Below are 21,937 nucleotides of genomic sequence, written 5' to 3' on the forward strand. Positions count from 1 at the left end.
GAAAGATAAAACTCATCATAGGTTCCGGCCTACAACTCTATGGATACGAGTGTGCTACCGATTATTATATTGTTACCATTAATACTTGGCACTTTTCTTGTCCTCTGGCTGCAAAAAATCTCTCGCGGGGCGACAGCATTAGGGGCAATTGGAGTCAGCTTAACAAGTTTTATCTTGTTGCTGACTCAAGCCAAAGACGTCTTTCAAGGTCAAGTCATCTCTGAACACTGGTTATGGTTACCACAGTTTGGTATCGACTTAAGCTTTAGACTTGATGCATTAGGCTTGATCTTCTCCCTCCTTATTACAGGGATTGGGACGCTCATTTATATTTATGCTTATTATTATTTAAATCATAAAAACTCTCTAAGTAAGCTATATTTCTTACTGATGCTGTTCATGGCCGCCATGCTCGGCATTTCACTTTCCAATAATTTACTTATTCTTCTTGTCTTTTGGGAAATGACCAGTATTTCGTCATTCCTTTTAGTGGGTTATTGGAGTAACTACGAAGCAGCACAGCGTGGCTCAAGAATGGCCTTAACCATCACGGGTATGGGTGGTTTAGCCATGCTCGGTGGTTTTATTCTATTAGGTCAAATTACTGGCACATATCAAATTGATCAAATCCTCAATATGACGACGCAGATTCAATCGAGTCATTTATTTGTGCCAGCCTTGCTCCTTATTCTTTTAGGTGCATTCACCAAAAGTGCTCAATTTCCTTTCCATTTTTGGTTGCCAAATGCAATGGCTGCTCCAACACCCGTGTCAGCTTATTTGCATTCAGCAACAATGGTTAAAGCAGGAATTTTCTTACTGGCGCGCTTAATGCCAATCTTTGTTGGTTCTGCTCTGTATCACAACCTCGTCACATTCATTGGTTTATTTACCTTATGTATGGCCGCGTTCTTTGCCATTTTTAAGGAAGATCTGAAAGGTTTGCTCGCCTACTCCACCATTAGTCATTTAGGCTTGATCGTTTGCTTACTTGGGATTGGTTCACCACTCGCTGTGGCTGCAGCTATTTTTCATATCATTAACCATGCGACCTTTAAAGCAGCATTATTCATGATCGCTGGTATTATCGACCATGAAACAGGTACACGTGATTTACGAAAACTCAGTGGGGTATGGCAGTTACTTCCATTTACAGCGACTTTAACCATGATCACAGCAGCCTCAATGGCTGGTGTACCACTGACCAATGGATTCTTATCCAAAGAAATGTTCTTTACTGAACTATTAGCGAATCTCTCGGGTGGTGTAGGTATCTTCGCAGCAATTATTGCAACACTCGCAGGGCTGTTTGCTGTCGCGTATTCTGTTCGTTTAGTTCATGGCGTATTTTTTGATGGTGATTTAGGCAAAGCGATTCCAAATAAAGATGCGCATGAACCACCAATTGGTATGCGTGCACCTGCAATTTTATTAGCTACATTATGTATTGCAGTGGGTCTATTACCAGCGCTCTTAGTAGGCGATATCGTCAATGCTGGTGCACGAGCAAGCACCAACCTTCCAGCTTTTAAAGGCGTACATCTAGCAATCTGGCATGGCTTTAATGTGCCTTTATTGATGAGTGCGATTGCATTGATTGGCGGTATTATTTTTTATTTTAGTCTTGCGAAGAACAGTAGAATTCGTGACATTGACCTTGATCCAATACTTGGCAAACTTCAAGGTAAAGTCCTGTTTGATCTCTTTCTCAAACATTTGCTCTTAAGTTCGCGAAAATTAAAAAGAGCAACAGAAACAGGTTCTCTACAAAACTATTTATTGTGGATATTAATTTTTGCTGTTGCTTTAGTCTCCATGCCTCTCATTGGTCAAGGTATTTATGCAGGTACACGCGAACTGACGCATGCACCATTGGTTGCAATCGTGCTTTGGTTATTACTGTTTTCAGCGTGCTGGATGATGCTTTGGTTTCACCATGAACGCATTAAAGCCGTTCTTATCAGTGGAGCAATCGGTCTTGTCGTGACGATGGTCTTTGTTACGATGTCAGCACCAGACCTGGCACTCACACAAATCACAGTCGATGTTGTCACAACTGTTTTACTTCTGATGAGTCTGTCCCTCTTACCACAACTTACGCCTTATGAATCTTCACGCACTCGTCGTTGGAGAGATGCGGTGATTGCAATCATCGGAGGCCTAGGAATCGGTTGGATCACTTGGATGATTCTAACGCGTGATCACAATTCAATCTCATGGTTCTTTGTTCAACAATCTCTACCGCTCGGTGGTGGTTCAAATATTGTGAACGTAATTTTAGTCGATTTCCGTGGATTTGATACCTTTGGTGAAATCACAGTACTGGGTATTGCTGCGATTGGGACACTGTGTTTAATGGATGGAATGCGTGCTCATGGTACGACCATTACACAAGGCTTAACCTATCGCTTTAATCCATCACCGTTGATGTTCCGAATGACCGCATCTTGGGTCCTTCCGATTGCCTTAGTCGTCAGCTTATATATTTTCTTACGCGGACATAATCTTCCAGGGGGTGGCTTTATCGCAGGTCTCATTACATCAATGGCGCTTGTGATTCAGTACATTGCACTAGGTCAAGATCACACTGAACAACTCTTACGAGCAAAGTCTGGGCGTCTTTATGAAATTTGGATTGGTACTGGCTTAACTATTGCTGGTCTGACTGGGGTCGCTGCGTGGTTCTGGGGTCGACCATTCCTGACCAGTGCTCATATTTATGTAGAGCCGATCATTCTCGGAAAAATGCATTTGCCATCTGCTGCAGCATTTGATGTTGGTGTCTATGTCACAGTCGTTGGTGCAACAATGCTCATGATTTCCGTTTTAGGCGACTCACGCAACTCAAGCATCACCGGCCCTGTACCGAAGGAGTAAAGAATGATTAGTTTAGAATTTTTACTCGCCTCCGCTATTGGATTATTGGTTGCCACTGGTATTTATCTGATTTTACGTGCCCGCACTTTCCCTGTGGTACTAGGCTTGGCCATGATAGGGTATGCAGTCAATTTATTTCTCTTTGCAATGGGGCGGATTCAATTAAATTCACCTGCGATTTTAACCAATGCCACTCAAGTTACAGATCCATTACCTCAAGCACTTGTATTAACGGCAATTGTAATCGGTTTTGCCACAACTGCTTTTATCGTGCAACTAGCATTGAGAAGTCGCTATGAATCGGGTACTGATCATGTTGACTCTAAAGAAGAAATAATCAATACAGACCCAAGAGAGGATGAGCCTTAATGATGAATTTTTATGATTTATGGCTCACCCACTCGCCAATTTTAAGTATTTTAATTCCGACATTTACTGCATTTATTTTAGTGCTATTGGGTAATCCAGGTTCAGGATCTTTAGCGCATGACTGGCGTCAACCTTGGCGTCGTGGAATCAGTTTAACATCGGTTTTTCTTGGTTTAGCGACTGCAATCATTTACTTAATTCAGGCAAACTCTGGTCAGATCTATGTGTATAGTTTAAGCGAGTGGTCAGCTCCTTTTGGCATTGTACTTGTACTAGATCGTTTGGCAGCCTTTATGCTCGTGCTCACCTATGCTCTTGCGACACCAATTATTTGGTTTGCAAGTAAAGAATGGGATGAACGTGGACGCTATTTCCATGCAATGAGCCATTTTTTACTCATGGGATTATGTGGTGCATTTCTAACAGGCGACTTATTTAACTTGTTTGTTTTCTTTGAAGTGCTGTTGATGGCTTCATATGTATTGCTTCTACATGGTCAAGGCAAAGCACGTTTCCAACTTGGTATTCACTATGTAACGATCAACCTATTAGCGTCTGCATTCTTTTTGATTGGCTTAGGGATGATTTATGGTAATACTGGTAGCCTGAATATGGCTGATGTGGGTCGAATTGTACGTACACTTGAAGGTGATCAGTACAATATGGCAGTTGCAGGCGGATTAATGCTGTTTGTAGTCTTTGGTATCAAGGCTGCAATCCTCCCTGTCGGACTATGGCTACCTAAAACTTATGCCGTCGCCACGACCCCTGTAGCCGCATTATTCACCATCATGACCAAAGTGGGTATCTATGCCATTTTACGTGTGAATGGAACCGTATTCACCGATGAGCTTTCGCGAGAAATTCTCAGCACTTGGCTGCTTCCAATTGGTTTAATTACGACTATTTATGGTGTAATTGGTGCGATTGGTGCAGAGCGAATGCGTCGTTTTGTTGGTTTCATGATCCTATCGTCTATAGGAACGATTGCAATCGCCCTTTCTCTGATGACTGCAGATGCTTGGGCTGCAGCGCTATATTACCTCGTGCATAGTACGATTATTGCCGCTGCATTCTACTTGCTATGCGGTTGGATTACTTCGCAGCGTGGTGCATTCAAAGATCATCTAAAAATCGCACCAATCATGAAACAGCAGACGCTAGTTTCGATTTGCTTTTTCATTATTGCACTCATGATGGCAGGGCTTCCACCCTTCAGTGGATTCTTTGGAAAAGTATTTATCCTTCAAGCGGCCTCTGTATCTAGCTATCAATTGCTCATTATTATTGTCATTCTGATTGTGAGCTTGCTTAGTATCATAGCTTTCACGCGCTTAGGATTCGTTATTTTATGGCGTTCAACTGTACCAGAAAATGACCCTAATCAAGAGTCTTATCATGAATATCAAAAGTTACCAAGCAAGGCACCTCCACGTAATGACACCACAATTTTTGTCTTTATTATAAGTTTAATCGCTTATGTGATATTTGCTCATCCAGTCACACAGTATATTCAACAAACTGCAAATCAGTTAAATGATTCAGAACAATATATTACTGCTGTTTTAAAAATGGATGAACGTGGTGAAGTAATTAGTGTACAACCATTTGATCCCAATTATCTTCCAGAAACAAAATACGGCGGAGAGTTTGCAGACCCAAATGCACATTATATTCCACATGTTATAAGTGAAAAATCACTTGAGGGCGAACACATCTCAGAGTTCAAGCGCCGTCAAATCAAAGAACAAGAATTGAACCAGCGACAACCTGAAGAAGCCCAATCTAAGCTTCAACCGATGGAGCAGTAAATGATACAAAAGAGCTCTCTATTTGATCGAATCATGCCACATCCTTTTGTTTCAGTTATCGTGGCTATCAGTTGGCTGATGTTGGCTAACAGCGCAGCGTTGTTTGATATATTGGTTGCTATTCTTATTGGTTTAGTCATTCCTAAGCTAGTACAACCTTTTATCGTTCGTACACCCAATATTCATTGGGATTTAGCAGTTAAACTGGTTTTTGTTGTGTTATGGGACATTATCTTCAGTAATATTCGTGTTGCTAAACAAGTCCTAGGACCTACTGATCGTCTACACCCTAAGTGGTATCGGGTACCTCTAGATACGGATCATGACCAAGTAAACAGTTTACTGGCAATGATCATTACGACTACTCCTGGTACAGTCAGTGCTGGAATCGACCAAGAACGTGGAGATATTCTTGTTCACTCGATTAATACAGACAATCCAGAGGCTGATATTTTAGAAATCAAACAGCGCTACGAAGCGCCTCTCATCGCAATCTTCCATGTAAAACAGCAAGGAGATTCTCAATGATCATTCTCCCTTATGTATTGGGAATTAGCTTAATTGGAATTACGATTTCAATGTTGCTTTGTCTAATCCGTCTTGTAATCGGTCCTTCAATGGTTGATCGACTACTTGCATTAGATACTTTATTTCTGAATGCTACGTGTTTAGTTGTGGTTCTAGGAATTTATTGGGCTAGCACCTCTTTATTTGAAGGTGCACTATTGGTAGCCATGCTCGGTTTCGTATCGACAGCAGCATTAGCTCGCTATTTTACGACAGGCCATGTGGTGGACTAGGAGAAAACTATGAATATTCAGCTGATTATGGAAATCTTAGTTTCCTTCTTCCTGATCAATGGTGCCTTTTTTACACTTGTAGGTGGAATTGGAATGGTGAAATTGCCTGACCTATTCATGCGTCTGCATGCCCCTACAAAGTCGAGCACACTAGGCCTAGGTAGTTTTTTAATAGCAGCTATGATTTATTCAGCTTTTCATAGTCGCTTTGGGTTTGCTGAACTACTGATTACATTACTTGCCTTTATTACGGCGCCTGTATCGGCAAATTTAATTGCACAAGCTGCATTACATTTACGTTTACGCTCTACATCAGGCGATGTCCCCGAAGCACTAGACCGCCCTCTCCCTTGGCAGCGCCAAAGAAGAATGCGTCAGTTTAATCAAGACTCATCTAAGTAATAAAAAAACCTAGCTTTCGCTAGGTTTTTTTTGTTAGCTATATAGTACAGGTTGGGGATGCTCTTGGAAGCCTTCCACTTGATATTCTTCAGCTAATTTTGCCTTCCAATGATTCACGATATCCGTATAGTCAATTTCAGAAGGATGAAAATCTTCTTTGTAATATGATAAATATTCTGGAATTAGCTCGATCATCATTTTAGAAATCAGGTAAATACCATATAAGTTTCCACTGACCTTCGGTAAGCTTTTTCGACGATCTTGCCAAAATAATCGAGTCGCTGAATAAAATGTAAGACTCGCGAAACCTGTGGTTACGCTACGCATAATATTGCGGCGCACTTTGGTATCTTTGTATACCGCTTGATAGACATCAAATGCAACTGCTCGATGTTCAATTTCTTCAATAGCATGCCACACCCAAAGCTTAGTTGCATCTTCATCTAAGGTCGACAGGACTTCAGGATGACGAAGAATATAACCACCCAATAACGCTGTAAAATGCTCAAAAGCACAGGTAATTGCTAACTGCAATTTTGGATGGGTAGTACGAATAAATTCATCGCGTCGCGCTAACCATGCTTGAAAGTTGTCAAGTTGATAATCATCACGGCGCCAAGCGTCATTAAATTCCGCATGTGCTTTTGAATGCATCGCTTCTTGACCAATAAATGCTGCAATCTGCGCTTGTAATTTTTCATCTTTCACTTTATCTCGTACATTACGAACACTATGAACAAAGAATTGTTCACCAATTGGAAAGGTAGAAGAAAGTGCCGTCAACAAGTGTGACATGACAGGAGAATTCGCGAAAAAATGGCGTCGTATGGCTTTAGGATTATAATTTAAACGTCGTACGGTAATCCCAATCGCTTTTGGACGATTTAAATAAGATTTATCTTTGGCGATTTGTGTAGTTGTCATTTTAGAGCCTATATGGATATAGCATTTCTTATTCATACTGTCAGAATAAATCAGATTTAATATTGCAAAAATAACCACACAGACAAATAAATTATATTTTTTGCCAATAAAGTCGCAAATTAAATTACAACACCATTCTCTTTTTTAATTTAATTACATGATTCTTAAGATAGTTCTTGAATTGGATACTTTTGAATATTCAACAAGAGATTGTCAAACAAGTCATGCATATAAATGAAAAATCCTACCGAAGTAGGATTTTTTGTAAGGCATGTTTTCGTTTAAACATCAAGATAATCTAAAATACCTTCAGCAGCCTGACGTCCTTCCCAAATCGCAGTTACGACCAAGTCAGAACCACGCACCATATCTCCACCGGCAAAGATTTTCGGATTAGAAGTTTGGAACTTGTATTGTTGATGCTCAGGAGCAACGACACGACCTGAACCATCTAAATTAATACTTACATCATTAAACCATTCTGCAGGGCTTGTACGGAAACCAAAGGCCAACAGCACTGCATCAGCAGGTAAGATTTCCTCTGAACCTGGGATCGGTTCAGGACTGCGACGACCACGACTATCAGGCTCACTGAGTTGAGTCGTCACAAATTTAACACCTGTGACCTTTCCATTCTCACCCACGATTTCGATCGGCTGACGATTGAACTGAAATTCAACACCTTCTTCTCGCGCATTTTTAACTTCACGGCGTGAACCTGGCATGTTTTCTTCATCGCGGCGGTATGCACAAGTGACAGATGTTGCACCTTGGCGGATTGAAGTACGGTTACAGTCCATAGCAGTATCACCGCCACCGAGTACAATAACTTTCTTACCTTCCACACTGATAAATTCTGAAGGATCTTTCTCCCAACCTTGGCAACGATTCACATTGGCAATTAAGAAATCAAGGGCATCATAAACACCTTCCAAATCTTCACCTGCGAAACCACCTTTCATGTATGTGTATGTTCCCATACCCATGAAGACAGCGTCATAATCAGCAAGCAATTGATCAATGGTGATGTCTGTGCCAATTTCTGTATTTAAACGGAATTCAATCCCCATGCCTGTAAAGATTTCACGACGACGTTTCATCACGTCCTTTTCCATCTTAAATTCAGGAATACCAAAGGTCAGCAAACCACCTATTTCTGGGCGCTTATCAAATACGACAGGTTTAACACCATTGCGCACCAAAATGTCCGCACAACCTAGACCTGCAGGGCCTGCACCAATAATCGCGACTTTTTTATCTGTCCATTTGACATGAGACATGTCAGGACGCCAGCCCAATGCAAATGCCGTATCATTAATATACTTTTCAGCATTTCCAATGGTCACCGCACCAAACCCATCATTTAGTGTACATGCACCTTCACACAAACGGTCTTGAGGACAAACTCGACCACACACCTCCGGTAGTGTATTGGTTTGGTGGCAAAGCTCTGCTGCTTGAAAAATACGACCTTCAGCAATCAGTTTTAACCAGTTTGGAATATAGTTATGTACTGGACATTTCCATTCACAGTAAGGGTTACCACAACCTAAACAGCGATGTGTTTGGTTTTTCGCAACTTCAGCTGTAAAGGGTTTATAAATTTCCACAAACTCAGCTTTGCGGACGTTGAGATCTTTTTTCTCTGGATCTTGGCGTGCGACATCCAGGAATTGAAAGTCATTATTAAGGCGTTCTGCCATGTCTCTCTCCGTGGGTAGATGCAGTCTATTGTTAGTTCAGCTGCATCTGCCTATATATCTGCAGTAGTGGAATTATTGAGGATCAGCTTGAGTTGTTTTTAATAAAGTCTGCAAGTTTGCAGCTTTTGGTTTCACCAACCAGAATTTACGGCTGTAGAAATCAAACTCGTTACGGATCTTGTACGCCCAAGCACTACCAGTTTCCTTAATATGCTCATCTAAAATGCGGCTTAAGAACTCTTTATGTTCTTCCATTGATTCGGTCGAAATACGATTAAGCTCGATCAACTCGTGGTTATAATGATCAACAAAGTCATTATCTAAATCAAGTACATAAGCAAAACCACCTGTCATACCTGCACCGAAGTTATGACCAACTTTACCCAGTACCGTCACAATACCACCTGTCATGTATTCACAACAGTGATCTCCAGCACCCTCAATCACCGCGAACGCACCTGAGTTACGAACAGCAAAACGTTCACCAGCTGTACCTGCAGCAAATAATTTACCGCCTGTTGCACCATATAAACATGTGTTACCAATGATCGCTGTTTCTTGTGTTTGGAATGGAGAACCCTTCGGTGGGAAAATTGAGATACGACCACCCGCCATACCTTTACCCACATAGTCATTCGCATCACCCTCAAGCTTGATATGCAGACCACCCGCATTCCATACACCAAGTGATTGTCCAGCAGTACCTGTCAAATTCACTTTAACAGGGTGTGCTTCCATACTTAAGTTACCATAGCGACGAGCGATCTCACCTGAAACACGTGCCCCAATAGAACGGTCACAGTTACCAATGCTAAAACTGTATTCACCACCTGTACCAGCTTCAATCGCAGGCAATATTTCTGCGATCATAGACTCAGCCAAAACACCTTTATCAAATGGTGCATTTCCTTCGACTTCGCAATATTGAGCTTTGCCTTCAGCAGCTGGATGTGATTCAAGTAAAGCACTTAAATCTAGGTGAGCATGCTTATCTGTTTCACCAGGTAGCATTTCTAGTAAATCGGTACGACCAATCAAGTCTTTCAAACTTGATACACCTAATGCAGCCAACCACTCACGTGTTTCTTCAGCAATAAAGGTGAAGAAGTTAATGAGCATTTGTGGTTCACCGATATAGTGCTCTTGACGCAAATGATCTTGCTGAGTCGCTACACCAGTCGCACAGTTATTTAAGTGGCAGATACGGAGGTATTTACAACCCAACGCAATCATTGGTGTAGAACCAAAACCGAAGCTTTCCGCACCTAAAATAGCTGCTTTCACGACATCTAGACCCGTTTTTAAACCACCATCCGTTTGAACGCGAACTTTACCACGCAAATCATTTACACGAAGGGCTTGATGCGCTTCAGAAAGACCAAGCTCCCATGGCGAACCCGCATGATGAATCGAAGACAATGGCGATGCTGCTGTACCACCGTCATAACCAGAGATGGTAATAAAGTCAGCATAGGCTTTTGCAACACCCGCAGCAATCGTACCCACACCTGGCTCAGATACCAGTTTTACGGAGACCATCGCTTGAGGGTTCACTTGTTTTAAATCAAAAATTAACTGCGATAAATCTTCGATTGAATAAATATCGTGGTGCGGTGGTGGAGAAATTAATGTCACACCCGGTACAGAGTAGCGTAAACGTGCAATTAAGCCATTCACTTTACCACCTGGCAACTGACCACCTTCACCCGGTTTTGCACCTTGTGCCACTTTAATTTGCAGTACTTCTGCAGAAGTTAAGTAAGCAGGCGTTACACCAAAACGACCTGATGCGATTTGTTTGATTTTTGAGTTCCGGATTGTGCCGTAACGCGCTGGATCTTCACCACCCTCACCTGAGTTCGAACGACCACCAATTGTATTCATTGCAATGGCAATCGCTTCATGTGCTTCTGGTGATAATGCCCCTAAAGACATCCCTGCAGAGTCAAAACGCGGAAGAATCGCTTCTACAGATTCAACTTGATCCAGTGGAATTGAATTTTCTGTTTTGAGTTTAAATAAATCACGAATGGTTGCCACTGGACGATTATTTACAAGCTCAGCATATTCTTTGAAATCTTCATATTTCCCAGAACGTACAGATTTATGTAGAGCATTAATTACATCAGGATTAAAAGCGTGATATTCCTTATCAAATACAAATTTCAGCAAACCACCTTGCTCAATTGGCTTACGTGATTTCCAAGCGGTTTCTGCTAATTTTTTCAAATCATTTTCAAGATCAACAAAAGTCGCACCTTTAATACGGCTTGGAACACCTGTGAAGCATTTATTAACAACTTCTTCAGATAAACCAACAGCCTCAAACAACTGCCCACCGCGATATGAAGCAACGGTGGAAATACCCATTTTTGAAAGGACTTTCAACAATCCTTTTTCAATCCCTTTACGGAAATTCGCTTGCGCATGAATCGGATCACCTAACAACTCACCTTTCGTAATTAAATCATTAATGACGTCATATGCAAGATATGGGTAAATTGCTGTTGCGCCAAAGCCAAGCATTACGGCAAACTGGTGTGGATCACGCGCTAAAGCTGTTTCAACAATAATGTTTGCATCTGTACGTAAACCTGCATGGATGAGGTAATGGTGGATAGCACCCGTTACCATCGCTGCATTGGCTGGTAAGAACCCTTCACGGATTTTCTTATCGGAAATCACTAATAGGGTTTTGCCATCACGAATTGCTTGCGCTGCTTCTTCACAAATACGTGTAATCGCGGCTTCTAGACCTTCAGTCTCTGCATAGTTTAGATCAATATCTGCAATCTCATAGCCCTTACGACCTAAAGTGCGAATTTGATGCATTTTAGAGTTTGACAGTACAGGACTTGAAATAATTAATCGATCCGCATGCTCTGGACCTTGTTCAAATACATTTTGTTCACGACCCAAACATGTTTCTAAAGACATTACGATCGATTCACGTAATGGATCGATTGGTGGGTTAGTTACTTGAGCAAACTGTTGACGGAAGTAATCTGTTACATGGCGTACTTGACGAGACAATACTGCCATCGGCGTATCATCGCCCATCGAACCTACTGCTTCTTGACCACTTTCAGCGATTGGACGTAATAACTGATCTCGCTCTTCAAATGTCACCATAAACATTTTTTGCGCTGCTTTTAAAGCATCGCCTTTTAAGCCTTGATCACATAGATATTCTTCTAACTCAGGGCTGCCTTGGATACGCACTGAATTTTCACGCAACCATTGACGATAAGGACGCATTTTTTTCAGATGATTACTGACGTCTTTAGTATCCAGCAATTTACCAGTGAAAGTGTCAATGACTAAGATCTGACCTGGTCCAACACGACCTTTAGAGACCACATCTTCTGGTTCATAACCCCAGACACCAATTTCTGATGCAAGTGTGATGTAACCATTTTTAGTAATTACCCAACGTGCAGGACGTAAGCCATTACGGTCAAGCATACAAATCGCATGACGACCATCTTGAATCACAAGACCTGCTGGCCCGTCCCATGCTTCCATATGTTTAGAGTTGAACTCATAGAATGCACGTAAATCAGCATCTAAAGTTTCAACGTTTTGCCATGCTGGTGGAACGAGCATGCGTAGTGCACGGAATAAATCCATACCTCCACCAACCAAGATCTCGAGCATGTTGTCTAAACTTGAAGAGTCAGAGCCAGTACGATTTACGATTGGGTTGAGCTCAGTTAAACCAGGTAAGAGCGGGTTTTCAAACTTTGGTGTACGTGCCATCGCCCAGTTACGGTTTGCTGTAATGGTATTAATTTCACCATTGTGCGCTAAGTAACGGAAAGGTTGTGCCAATGGCCAACGTGGCAATGTATTGGTTGAGAAACGCTGATGGAACACTACAATGTGTGATTCCAAACGTGGATCAGCTAAATCTGTATAAAAATCTGCAATCGCTTCAGGCATCATTAAGCCTTTATAAGAGATCACAGTTGAACAAAGTGTTGTAACGTAGAATGAACTATCTTGACTTAATTTTTGTTCAGCACGACGTCGAGCCAAGAATAACTTACGATTAAACTCAACTTCTTCAACACCCATTGGACAGTTAACAATTACTTGTTCAAAAGCTGGCAAAGACTGCATCGCAATTGAGCCTAATGCTTCATTATTGGTTGGCACTAAGCGCCATGCAATTACACGCAAACCTTCTGATTCAATTTCTTTAGTCAGCACTTGTTTTGCATGTGCAGCAATTGCAGGATCTAGGCTAAGAAAAACTGTACCTACTGCAAAAATTTCACTGAGTGTAATATCACTTAAACGTTTTGCTTCTTCACGGAAGAATTGCTTAGGCATAGCCAATAGTAGACCACATCCATCACCCGTCTTACCATCTGCAGCAATACCACCGCGGTGCGTCATACAACTTAAACTATGAATCGCGGTCTTGACCAAGTCATGACTCGCATCACCTTGCATATGGGCGATTAATCCGAAACCACAGTTATCTTTAAACTCATCCGGTTGGTATAGACCTTTAGCGGGAGCTACAGTATTAGGCGATGGCATGTGCATAGCGTACCCTTCTTCAACATGGCCCTCATTGGGCAAAACTTATCTATTCTTCAAATACGATTTCTTTATAAAACAAAGACATGATTCTGTATGTCTTTCGTTATTGAACGTCTTTTCTGATTTAATTTCACAAATGTACGAGACGATTTGCACTCATTTAAAGCAGATCAATTTGACTAAATCGCACACTAAATTAAGGTCTTCGCTCCAAAATAGGGACAATTTACTTAATCAGTGCACCAATAAAGCAAAATCTATGCCAATATTTATTTATTCCGTGCAAGCGTTTTATTTCAATTATTTTGTCATTATTAACCGAAAAGGCACCAAATTAGAACCACTTTATCGCACCAATGATGTGCAAATTTATTATGCTTTCGTTTAATTTTGCGCCATTTTATACCATTTTAATTAAATGGATCACTAATTTGAGCCTCTTGATTCCGTTTATCCGTATTATTCTTTGAATTATCGCTCGAAATAGGGTCAACATTCGATTGCGAACGTCTCACATCAACCACATTTCCTGACTGATCTTTTCTTGTAATAGTCACATTGGTTGTTGCCTTAGCAGGATCAGCCACAGGGGTTGGCTTAGGACGAACCAGCAATGACTCATCAATCAATGGTACCGCTGCAGGTCGTAATTTAATTTCGTATAATTTTGCAGTTGTTAGTTCTTCAGAACCCATGTCATTGACTTGACCCACAAACTGATTAAAGCCAGCAACTTTAGGCGCTACAGAAGGTGGTAACTTTAAATCCAATCCATTTAAAGTTGTCTTGGCAGCACCTTCCCCCATAAACAGCCCATAACCCAAAATGTACTGTTCAACTTGATCCTCACCACTCAAACGAAAATAAATGTATGGTTTACGATCAGTTTGCTTATTAAGAAAACTTTTAATTACATCTTCATTGGTAACGCGAAATAGTTCGATAAAATAATTATTTTTATTGTCTTGAATAAACTTTGTGCCTCTAAATTCAGGCAAATGGTTTCCTGAAGCCACTTTACGCGCAGTTAATTCCAAAGGTCGCACTTGATCAGTCAGCCCGCCCAAATAATTTGTTGCTGCCACCTTTTCAGGTTGAATCTGGACTTGAGTTTCTTCAATTTGCTTAGACTGAGTAACCAACTCTTTGCTATCAGTCAAAATCCAGAATACAAAAGATGCGACTAAAAACAGTATGCCACCGATCAACCAAATATATTGTTGCGCTGTGCGTGGGGATGAGTGGCGTACCGTCATGAGAAAACCTAAGATTATGCTTGATTACGTAAAATCGCTTGTTTCATTAATTCCACATCAAACTCTTTGGTAATTACTGCTTGCCCTAGCGACTTCAAGAGCACTAAACGTAATTGACCATTCAGGACTTTTTTGTCATGAGACATATATGCCAAAAATTCATCAAGTGGAATTTGAGGACATTTTATCGGTAATTTCGCACGTTGAATGATAATTTTTGTACGTTCAAGGTCAGCTTCTGTGATCCACCCCATTAAATAAGATAAATCTGCCGCCATCACCATTCCCGTCGCCACAGCCTCACCATGTAACCACTCACCATATCCCAGATAAGATTCAATCGCATGTCCAAAGGTATGACCTAAATTCAGTAATGCACGCTCACCCTGTTCTTTCTCGTCATTGGCCACAATTCGCGCTTTGTGTGCACAAGAGCGGTACACTGCTTCAGCAAGTACTTCTGGATGTTGTGCAACGAGACCATCCATGTTTTCCTCAAGCCATGCAAGAAAATCAACATCTCCTAATAGGGCATACTTAATGACTTCAGCCAAACCTGCTGATAACTCACGCTCAGGCAATGTTTTAAGTTGCGCCATATCCGCAAGTACGACCTGTGGCTGCTGGAATGCGCCAATCATGTTTTTGCCTAATGAGTGGTTGATTCCAGTTTTACCGCCAACGCTCGAATCGACTTGCGATAGCAGCGTAGTCGGGACTTGAATAAAATACACTCCGCGTTGGAAACAAGCTGATGCAAATCCAGCCATGTCACCAATCACCCCTCCACCCAAGGCAAGCACTGTACAATCTCGGTTAAATCCTGCCTCAAGCAAGGCATCAAAAATTAAATTCAAATGTTCAATATTTTTATAACATTCACCATCAGGTAGAACACATGTCTCAACTTTTTTACCTAAACCTTCCACAGCTGATACATAGTGATTTAAATACAACGGTTTAACTGTTTCATTGGTGACAATCATGACCTGTTGCCCATGAATATAGGGTTCAAGTAATTGTTGCGGATCTAAATCACTACCAATGAAAATAGGATAACGGCGTTCACCGAGTTCAACGAATAAGGTTTGCATGATGTTATAAGCCAATAAAACAAATTTAATTCAATTCTTTTGCGACAATCACATTAAGAATACGTTGTGCCAAATCACGCGCAGCACCTTGATTCGTTTCAATAATATGATGTGCAACTTCACGATACAGCGGATCACGAATATTCAATAATTCACGTAATTTCTGTTCAGGATTTTCGACTTGTAATAAAGGTCGATTTTTATCACGGTAGGTTCTTTGAAGTTGTATTTCTACGGGAGTATAAAGATAAATCACAATACCTCGATCTTTTAGATAAGATCGATTAATCGACTGAGTAACTGCACCGCCACCCGTCGCAACAACTAAATTTTGTTTTGATGTTAAATCATCAATTACCAGTGATTCACGATGTCTGAATCCCTGTTCACCCTCTTTCTCAAAAATCCATGGGATGGTCGCCCCAGTTTTTCTTTCTATCTCATGATCACTATCAAGAAACTCTCGATGAAGTAAATCTGCAAGATGTCGACCAACGGTTGTTTTACCAGCTCCCATGGGCCCTACCAAATAAATATTCGGTAGGGTTTCAAACTCTTTGCTTGGCAAGGAGTCACCTATTGAATTGCTTTCATTGAAACTATATTAATTGTTTCTAGTTTGCCTGTCATTAACAATTCTTGGTGTCACAAAGATTAATAACTCACGCTTATTCTCTGTTTTACTGTCTTTACGGAATAGACGACCAACAGCAGGAATATCACCAAAGAAAGGCACCTTGGTTTGGTTAAAAATCGTTTCTTGCTCGAAAATACCACCTAGCACCACAGTTTCACCGTTGTTCACAAGCACATTGGTATCAATTTGATTTTTATTCAAAATGATTTCCCCATTCTGTGCATAACCTGCTGGTGAATCACTGGTAATGTTCAATTTCATTTGAATTTTACCATCAGGCGTAATACTTGGTGTTACCTCTAAGCTTAACAACGCTTCTTTAAAGGAAGTCGTCGCCGTTGCAGCACCACCTGCAGTTTCAGTGGTTTGGTAAGGGATTTCCTGACCTGAAGCAACTTTCGCTTGTTGCTTATCAGCAGTGAGAACTTTTGGGGTAGAAATAACTTCACCGTAGCCATCAGCTTGTAGTGCCGACAACTCAAGGTCCAGCATAAAATCAGACATATTGATTAAACCAAATGCAATTTTACCTGCAGCCCCAGCCACACCTAAATCCACATTTAAGTTATCAGGACGTTGAATATTATAACGACCATCCTCACTTGGTGATTTTAAATCCCACAGCGTTTGATCACTACCACCAACCAAAAGATCATTATTGGTTGCAACACCTTTCGATACTACACCCCATTTCACACCCATTTCTTTGGTGAAATCTGTTGTCGCGCGTACAATACGAGCTTCGATCATGACTTGTTTTACAGAAACATCCAGTAAATCAATCATCTTGCGAATTTGATCAATTTTTTGAACTGTATCATTAATGATCAATGTATTGGTACGTGGATCAATTGAAACTGTACCACGTGGACTTAATAATGACCCGACACTGTCCCCCAATGGGTCAGTTGTTGAGTTTGTATTATTACCATTGGATGAACGGCTGTTACGACCTTCAGTAATCAACTTTTCAATATCTTCAACTTTGGCATAGCTCAATTGAATATATTCGGTTTGTAATGGTGCTAATTTCACACTTTGTGCAATGGCTTTCGCCTCTTCTTCTTCGGCTTTAATCAATTCTGGAACAGGTGCAATCCAAATCACGTTTCCGTTGCGACGCTTATCCAAGTTCTTGGTTTTCATTACAATATCAAGCGCTTGATCCCAAGGCACATCTTTTAAGCGTAATGTAATATTCCCTTGAACTGAATCCGAAGTCACCATATTAATGCCGGTAAAATCAGCCAACAATTGTAATACGCGGCGCACTTCAATGTCTTGGAAGTCGAGAGAAATCTTATTACCTGTATATTTCGGTGTACGATTTTGGCTGCTTAAGCCTTTTTTCTCTTCTGGGCGTTTTAGACTGATCGTTAACTTACCATCTGTTTGATAAGCCATATATTCAAAGCTACCACTCGACTGAATGGAAATTACACCATTCGACTTATCATTATAAGCGTCTACTGTAGAGACTGGCGTGGCAAAATCATTAACGTTTAAACGGCGCACCAAATGCGATGGAATTTTGTTACCGAGGAAACGCACCACAACTTTGCTACCTTGCTGTTGTACATCTACTGGTGTATCTGCTGTTTTTAAATTCAGTACAACTTGTCCCTCACCTGCACTACCGCGCTCAAAACCAATATCTTGCAGTCCTTGTTGTACTGTTTGATAAGCGACAGGTGCTGGCGGTGTATACGCAACAGGCTGCTGATAAACAGGAGCTACTGGAGGTGGTACAGGTGCTGCAACTTGCTGACGAACCACTGGTGCAGGTGGAGCGGCAGGTCTTAAAACCGTAGGCGTTGGTGCAGTTGGTTTCAATACCTGCTGTGCTGCAACAGGAATCACAGGTGTTGGCGTTACAGGTGTCGTTGCCACAGTTGTAGCCGCAACAGGTGTAACGTTATTCGTCAGATTAGGACGTATGACTGGCTTTAAAACACTTGTTTTAGGCGCTGGTTCTGCTGCTTTGGCTTGTGTAACCTCTGGCGCCGCTGGTGTTGCCACTTTCGCAGAGTTTGGATTATTTATTTTTAAAATAAAGGTATTGCCTTCAACACGTGTCGTGTAGCTCCCCTTCTGCGTTAAATTGACAGTTAACCGTGAACGCTGATCATTAGAAATGACTTCCACTGAGTTTGCTTCAGTGGTCGACACAGGTATTTTAGTATTCGCCAGTGTTTGACCTGCCTGCATAAAATCCAAAACGAGTCGAGATGGATTTTCCAATTGATACGACTGTGGCTGTGGAGGTAATCCGTTAAACATGACACGGATTTCTGTTCCTTGACCTGGCACCTGCAAAGGCACAATATTGGTCATCGTAGTTTTAGCCGCCGCTGCCTGCATAACAGCTATAGAAACAGTGGTCATAGCGAATTGACGAAGAAAACGGTTCATATACTGTCGATCCCCACCCCAAAAATTTTGCATACTCTTTTTCATTGTTATTCCTTAACTCGTCTTAACCAACAGGCCCAAGCAACACTAAGCTTCTCGGTCTTTCGATATAACCATCTCGACCATCTGAAACAATTTCAATCAGATCGATTTGAGTCGGCGTTATCTTCACGATGCGCCCTTGGTTCATCCCCATGTAATTACCACGTTGCACACGCTCAATCTCACCATCAGGGGTTTGAATCAAAGCGAGAATCTGGCCATTGTTACGTTTTAAACTTCCTTTGAAGTTTAACGTTTCCAATGCATAGCTTTCTAAAGGCTGTGGTTGACGATTAAAATTAGGATAAACACGTTTACCCGACATGATTCTTAGCTCTGTTGCCAATGAGTTTGGCAAGAATGGACTTCGAAGTTGATGTGCCGAGTAAAGAAAATTTGGAACTGGATTAAATACAGGTGCCGGTTCTATGGGTAAAGGCGGCTGGCTACGAATATTCGCCATTTCTTGATTGACCGCATCAATACGCGAATCACATCCCACCATAGTCGCTGCAATAACTAATCCGCACAAAAGCTTAAATGATTTCATTATTGTCCTCCTGCTGGCATATCAGCTGGCGGAACAACCGCTGAACCTACCGTATCTTCAGTCGATGCAACATAACGATATGTTTTGGCTTTTAATGAATAATTGATCAGTGGAATATCAGATTTTTTATCTGTACTTGGCGTCGCTGTAATCACAAAATCATGTAAGGTTACGATACGCGGTAAAGACGCAATTCCACTCACAAAACGCCCAAATGAATGATAATCACCTGTCGTTTCTATCGAAATTGGCTGCTCAATGAAGAATTCTTGAGCCACTTCATTTTCTAGACGGATATTTTTAAATTTGAGTCCTGAATTCACACCTGTTAAGTTGATGTCCTCAACTAAACTTGGAATTTCTGTTTCTTTTGGCAATTGTTGTAATTGCTCATTGAAATTCATTTCCATTTGTTGCAACTGTGCTTGGTATTGCTGCAAATTACGGAGCTTAGAATCCTTTTCTTTAAACTCTGTCAGTAAATTTGCCTCTTGTGCTTTAGCAAGATCAATGGATTCAAGTTTTGGTTTAATCACCAAAAAGTAACCAATAGCACAAACAAATAGGAAAATAAAAATCCAACAGGTAATTTTTACAGACAGTGGCCAACTACCGTAGTTATTGGAGTCCAAAGTATTAAATTGCTGAAAGAACTTTTCAACAGTCATGGACTTCTTTTTAGGTGCAGTGACGTCTGAATCAAAATCATTTAAATCATTACGACTCATGGTGCACCTCCCACATTATTCGCGTCCATATCTGATGTCGGTTGAGCAATTGCACCCAAGTCGACAGTCACGATAAATGTACCGTATGACTCTTCAACTCGAGGGATTACCGAACTTGGTGCTTTTTCCTTCACTTCTGGCGCAGCCAAGAATGAATTCATAAATGCATTTCGGTACCACTGGGAAGCTTCTAAACCACGTAATAACTCTGCTACTGCATTCGGGCTTTCAGCTTTACCTTCGATGGTAAATTTATTACCAGTACGGGTAAATTTCGTCAGATACACTGTTTCAGGAACAACACGTACCAATTCGTCTACTAAACGCACAGTAACAGGTCGTTGACCTTCAAGACCTTGAATCAGTTTCATCCGCTCAATCACTGCATTTCGACGTTCTTGCAATCCTTCCAAGGATTTTAATTGAACGTCTAAACTTTGATTGGTGCTTACAATAAGTTGGTTTGCTTGTTCTTGGTCTTGCAATTTATGATTCAAGAAGAACCAAGCTGCTAAAACCGATAAAATCGCAAGTAATACCACTGCGATACAGATATAAACAAATTGCTTTTTTCGCTGTTCTCTTAGCTCTTCGCGCCAAGGGAGTAAATTAATTTTAGCCATTAATCAAAACTCCTCAATGCCAAGCCACACGCCACCAATAATGATGGTGCATCATTTTCTATTTTTTTCAGGTCGATTTGAGGAGAAAAGCCCATTTGTAAAAATGGATTAGCAATAGTGACGCGATATCCCAATTTTTGTTGCATCATTTTTGCAAGACCTGGGATATTGGCATTACCACCCGCCAATAAAATATGATCAATCTCGTTAAATTGAGAAGAAGAGAAAAAGAACTGTAATGAACGCGCTGCTTGTTGAATCACTGCATCAAGGAATGGCATTAAAACTTCTGTTTCAAAGTCATCTGGTAAGGTGTTGTCTTTTTTAGCACGCCCAGCTTCATCATAAGATAAGCCATAACGATTTTGCACATCTTGAGTCAATTGCTTACCGCCAAACACTTGTTCGCGCGTGTAAATAATTTTGCCATTTTGCATAACTGATAAAGTCGTCATGGTATGACCAATATCAAGAACACCAACAAGATTTGCACCAATCGGTAATGTATCTGCAAAGACTTCAAAACTACGTTCCAGTGCATAGCTTTCAACATCGGCAACTTTTGGGGTAAGCCCGACCAAATCCAATACTTCAATACGAGAGTCCACGTTTTCAGTACGTGTCGCAACGAGTAAAACGTTCACTCTGTTTGGATTGTTTAATCGCTCAGGAAGAACTTCAAAGTCTAAACTGACTTCGTCAAGTGGGAATGGTATATATTGCTCAGCATCCATACGAATCTGAACTTCACGCTCATCATCGCTCATGTCGGCATCCATCTCGATGACCTTGTGAATCACCATAGACGTAGGCACTGCAAAAGCAGCATTCGTTGATTGCGGATTTGCAATATTAATCGCGCGCTCTAAAGCATCAGCCACGTTATCCTGATTGAGGATGTTTTTTTCAACAACACTCCCATCAACCAATGGACTTAACCCGTAACTTTCAACCCAATAGCGACCGTTTTTAACTGATAGCTCTAATAGCTTAACAGAGGTCGAACTAACATCTACCCCCACTAACCCCTTATTTGGCTTACGATATAGTCTAAGCACAATGCAATTCCTATTATTTTTTTGTCCCCAACAACAGCACAATACAAACTAACTACACTTGGTCTAATTTTTTTGCGGATATAATAACTCAACTAACATT

Annotated in this window: 16 protein-coding genes and 2 pseudogenes; 6 read left to right on the forward strand and 12 right to left on the reverse strand. The window is 41.1% G+C overall.

Translation table 11 applies throughout. The features are described 5' to 3' along the window. Window positions 1-39 precede the first annotated feature (39 nt). The 6 genes from AC1M86_RS09785 to AC1M86_RS09810 are packed head-to-tail and all read left to right on the forward strand — an operon-like array spanning window position 40 to window position 6,259. Window positions 40-2,877: a monovalent cation/H+ antiporter subunit A gene (locus tag AC1M86_RS09785; protein ID WP_481607862.1), complete on the forward strand. Its 2,838-nt coding sequence runs from the start codon at window positions 40-42 to the stop codon at window positions 2,875-2,877. Window positions 2,878-2,880: 3 nt separating this feature from the next. Then, complete coding sequence (locus tag AC1M86_RS09790; protein ID WP_092767259.1) at window positions 2,881-3,246, forward strand: Na+/H+ antiporter subunit C; 366 nt, start codon at window positions 2,881-2,883, stop codon at window positions 3,244-3,246. After that, window positions 3,246-5,057, forward strand: coding sequence for a monovalent cation/H+ antiporter subunit D (locus AC1M86_RS09795; RefSeq protein ID WP_481586741.1), 1,812 nt, complete (start codon window positions 3,246-3,248; stop codon window positions 5,055-5,057). Before AC1M86_RS09790 ends, AC1M86_RS09795 begins: the two co-directional genes overlap by 1 nt. A 3-nt stretch (window positions 5,058-5,060) precedes the next feature. After that, entirely contained in the window at window positions 5,061-5,585 is a 525-nt protein-coding gene (locus AC1M86_RS09800) for a Na+/H+ antiporter subunit E (protein ID WP_481607896.1), read from the forward strand. Then, a complete protein-coding gene (locus tag AC1M86_RS09805) occupies window positions 5,582-5,857 on the forward strand; it encodes a monovalent cation/H+ antiporter subunit F (RefSeq protein ID WP_092767266.1) in 276 nt (91 codons plus the stop codon). Before AC1M86_RS09800 ends, AC1M86_RS09805 begins: the two co-directional genes overlap by 4 nt. Before the next feature lie 15 nt (window positions 5,858-5,872). After that, on the forward strand, window positions 5,873-6,259 hold the full coding sequence (locus AC1M86_RS09810; protein ID WP_481590464.1) for a Na+/H+ antiporter subunit G: 387 nt from the start codon (window positions 5,873-5,875) through the stop codon (window positions 6,257-6,259). Between the two features lie 33 nt (window positions 6,260-6,292). Here the strand turns inward: AC1M86_RS09810 and AC1M86_RS09815 are convergent, their stop codons facing one another. From AC1M86_RS09815 to AC1M86_RS09870, 12 genes and pseudogenes are all read right to left on the reverse strand, one after another. Next, entirely contained in the window at window positions 6,293-7,183 is an 891-nt protein-coding gene (locus AC1M86_RS09815; protein WP_481589148.1) for a metal-dependent hydrolase, read from the reverse strand. A gap of 281 nt (window positions 7,184-7,464) precedes the next feature. Then, window positions 7,465-8,886 (reverse strand): FAD-dependent oxidoreductase, encoded by a 1,422-nt coding sequence (locus tag AC1M86_RS09820; RefSeq protein ID WP_035263992.1) that lies wholly within the window; start codon window positions 8,884-8,886, stop codon window positions 7,465-7,467. Window positions 8,887-8,958: 72 nt separating this feature from the next. Continuing rightward, complete coding sequence (gltB, locus tag AC1M86_RS09825) at window positions 8,959-13,434, reverse strand: glutamate synthase large subunit (RefSeq protein ID WP_481607863.1); 4,476 nt, start codon at window positions 13,432-13,434, stop codon at window positions 8,959-8,961. A 413-nt stretch (window positions 13,435-13,847) separates the two neighbouring features. Next, complete coding sequence (locus AC1M86_RS09830) at window positions 13,848-14,693, reverse strand: hypothetical protein (protein ID WP_035263987.1); 846 nt, start codon at window positions 14,691-14,693, stop codon at window positions 13,848-13,850. Between the two features lie 14 nt (window positions 14,694-14,707). Beyond that, window positions 14,708-15,787: a 3-dehydroquinate synthase gene (gene aroB, locus AC1M86_RS09835; protein ID WP_481607864.1), complete on the reverse strand. Its 1,080-nt coding sequence runs from the start codon at window positions 15,785-15,787 to the stop codon at window positions 14,708-14,710. A 25-nt stretch (window positions 15,788-15,812) separates the two neighbouring features. Next, window positions 15,813-16,355, reverse strand: coding sequence for a shikimate kinase AroK (aroK, locus tag AC1M86_RS09840; protein WP_035263975.1), 543 nt, complete (start codon window positions 16,353-16,355; stop codon window positions 15,813-15,815). Window positions 16,356-16,391: 36 nt separating this feature from the next. Beyond that, window positions 16,392-18,110 (reverse strand): annotated as a pseudogene (locus AC1M86_RS09845) (type IV pilus secretin PilQ); the annotation flags it as partial. A gap of 372 nt (window positions 18,111-18,482) precedes the next feature. Then, window positions 18,483-18,881, reverse strand: a pseudogene (locus AC1M86_RS09850) (AMIN domain-containing protein); the annotation flags it as partial. A gap of 19 nt (window positions 18,882-18,900) precedes the next feature. Next, complete coding sequence (locus AC1M86_RS09855) at window positions 18,901-19,428, reverse strand: pilus assembly protein PilP (RefSeq protein ID WP_035263973.1); 528 nt, start codon at window positions 19,426-19,428, stop codon at window positions 18,901-18,903. Next, complete coding sequence (locus AC1M86_RS09860; protein WP_035263971.1) at window positions 19,428-20,156, reverse strand: type IV pilus inner membrane component PilO; 729 nt, start codon at window positions 20,154-20,156, stop codon at window positions 19,428-19,430. Before AC1M86_RS09860 ends, AC1M86_RS09855 begins: the two co-directional genes overlap by 1 nt. After that, window positions 20,153-20,779: a PilN domain-containing protein gene (locus AC1M86_RS09865; protein WP_179998862.1), complete on the reverse strand. Its 627-nt coding sequence runs from the start codon at window positions 20,777-20,779 to the stop codon at window positions 20,153-20,155. Before AC1M86_RS09865 ends, AC1M86_RS09860 begins: the two co-directional genes overlap by 4 nt. After that, the gene (locus AC1M86_RS09870; RefSeq protein ID WP_035263966.1) at window positions 20,779-21,837 is read right to left on the reverse strand and encodes a pilus assembly protein PilM; all 1,059 of its coding nucleotides are present in this window, start codon (window positions 21,835-21,837) and stop codon (window positions 20,779-20,781) included. Before AC1M86_RS09870 ends, AC1M86_RS09865 begins: the two co-directional genes overlap by 1 nt. Between the last annotated feature and the right edge of the window lie 100 nt (window positions 21,838-21,937).

The organism is Acinetobacter sp. ANC_7654, assembly GCF_056779855.1.

Bases quoted from the DNA above. Each gene is read 5' to 3' on its own strand.
- AC1M86_RS09785 (WP_481607862.1), top strand. From the start codon at position 40: ATGGATACGAGTGTGCTACCGATTATTATATTGTTACCATTAATACTT.
- AC1M86_RS09790 (WP_092767259.1), top strand. From the start codon at position 2,881: ATGATTAGTTTAGAATTTTTACTCGCCTCCGCTATTGGATTATTGGTT.
- AC1M86_RS09795 (WP_481586741.1), top strand. From the start codon at position 3,246: ATGATGAATTTTTATGATTTATGGCTCACCCACTCGCCAATTTTAAGT.
- AC1M86_RS09805 (WP_092767266.1), top strand. From the start codon at position 5,582: ATGATCATTCTCCCTTATGTATTGGGAATTAGCTTAATTGGAATTACG.
- AC1M86_RS09815 (WP_481589148.1), bottom strand. From the start codon at position 7,183: ATGACAACTACACAAATCGCCAAAGATAAATCTTATTTAAATCGTCCA.
- AC1M86_RS09820 (WP_035263992.1), bottom strand. From the start codon at position 8,886: ATGGCAGAACGCCTTAATAATGACTTTCAATTCCTGGATGTCGCACGC.
- gltB (WP_481607863.1), bottom strand. From the start codon at position 13,434: ATGCCATCGCCTAATACTGTAGCTCCCGCTAAAGGTCTATACCAACCG.
- AC1M86_RS09830 (WP_035263987.1), bottom strand. From the start codon at position 14,693: ATGACGGTACGCCACTCATCCCCACGCACAGCGCAACAATATATTTGG.
- aroB (WP_481607864.1), bottom strand. From the start codon at position 15,787: ATGCAAACCTTATTCGTTGAACTCGGTGAACGCCGTTATCCTATTTTC.
- AC1M86_RS09855 (WP_035263973.1), bottom strand. From the start codon at position 19,428: ATGAAATCATTTAAGCTTTTGTGCGGATTAGTTATTGCAGCGACTATG.
- AC1M86_RS09860 (WP_035263971.1), bottom strand. From the start codon at position 20,156: ATGAGTCGTAATGATTTAAATGATTTTGATTCAGACGTCACTGCACCT.
- AC1M86_RS09865 (WP_179998862.1), bottom strand. From the start codon at position 20,779: ATGGCTAAAATTAATTTACTCCCTTGGCGCGAAGAGCTAAGAGAACAG.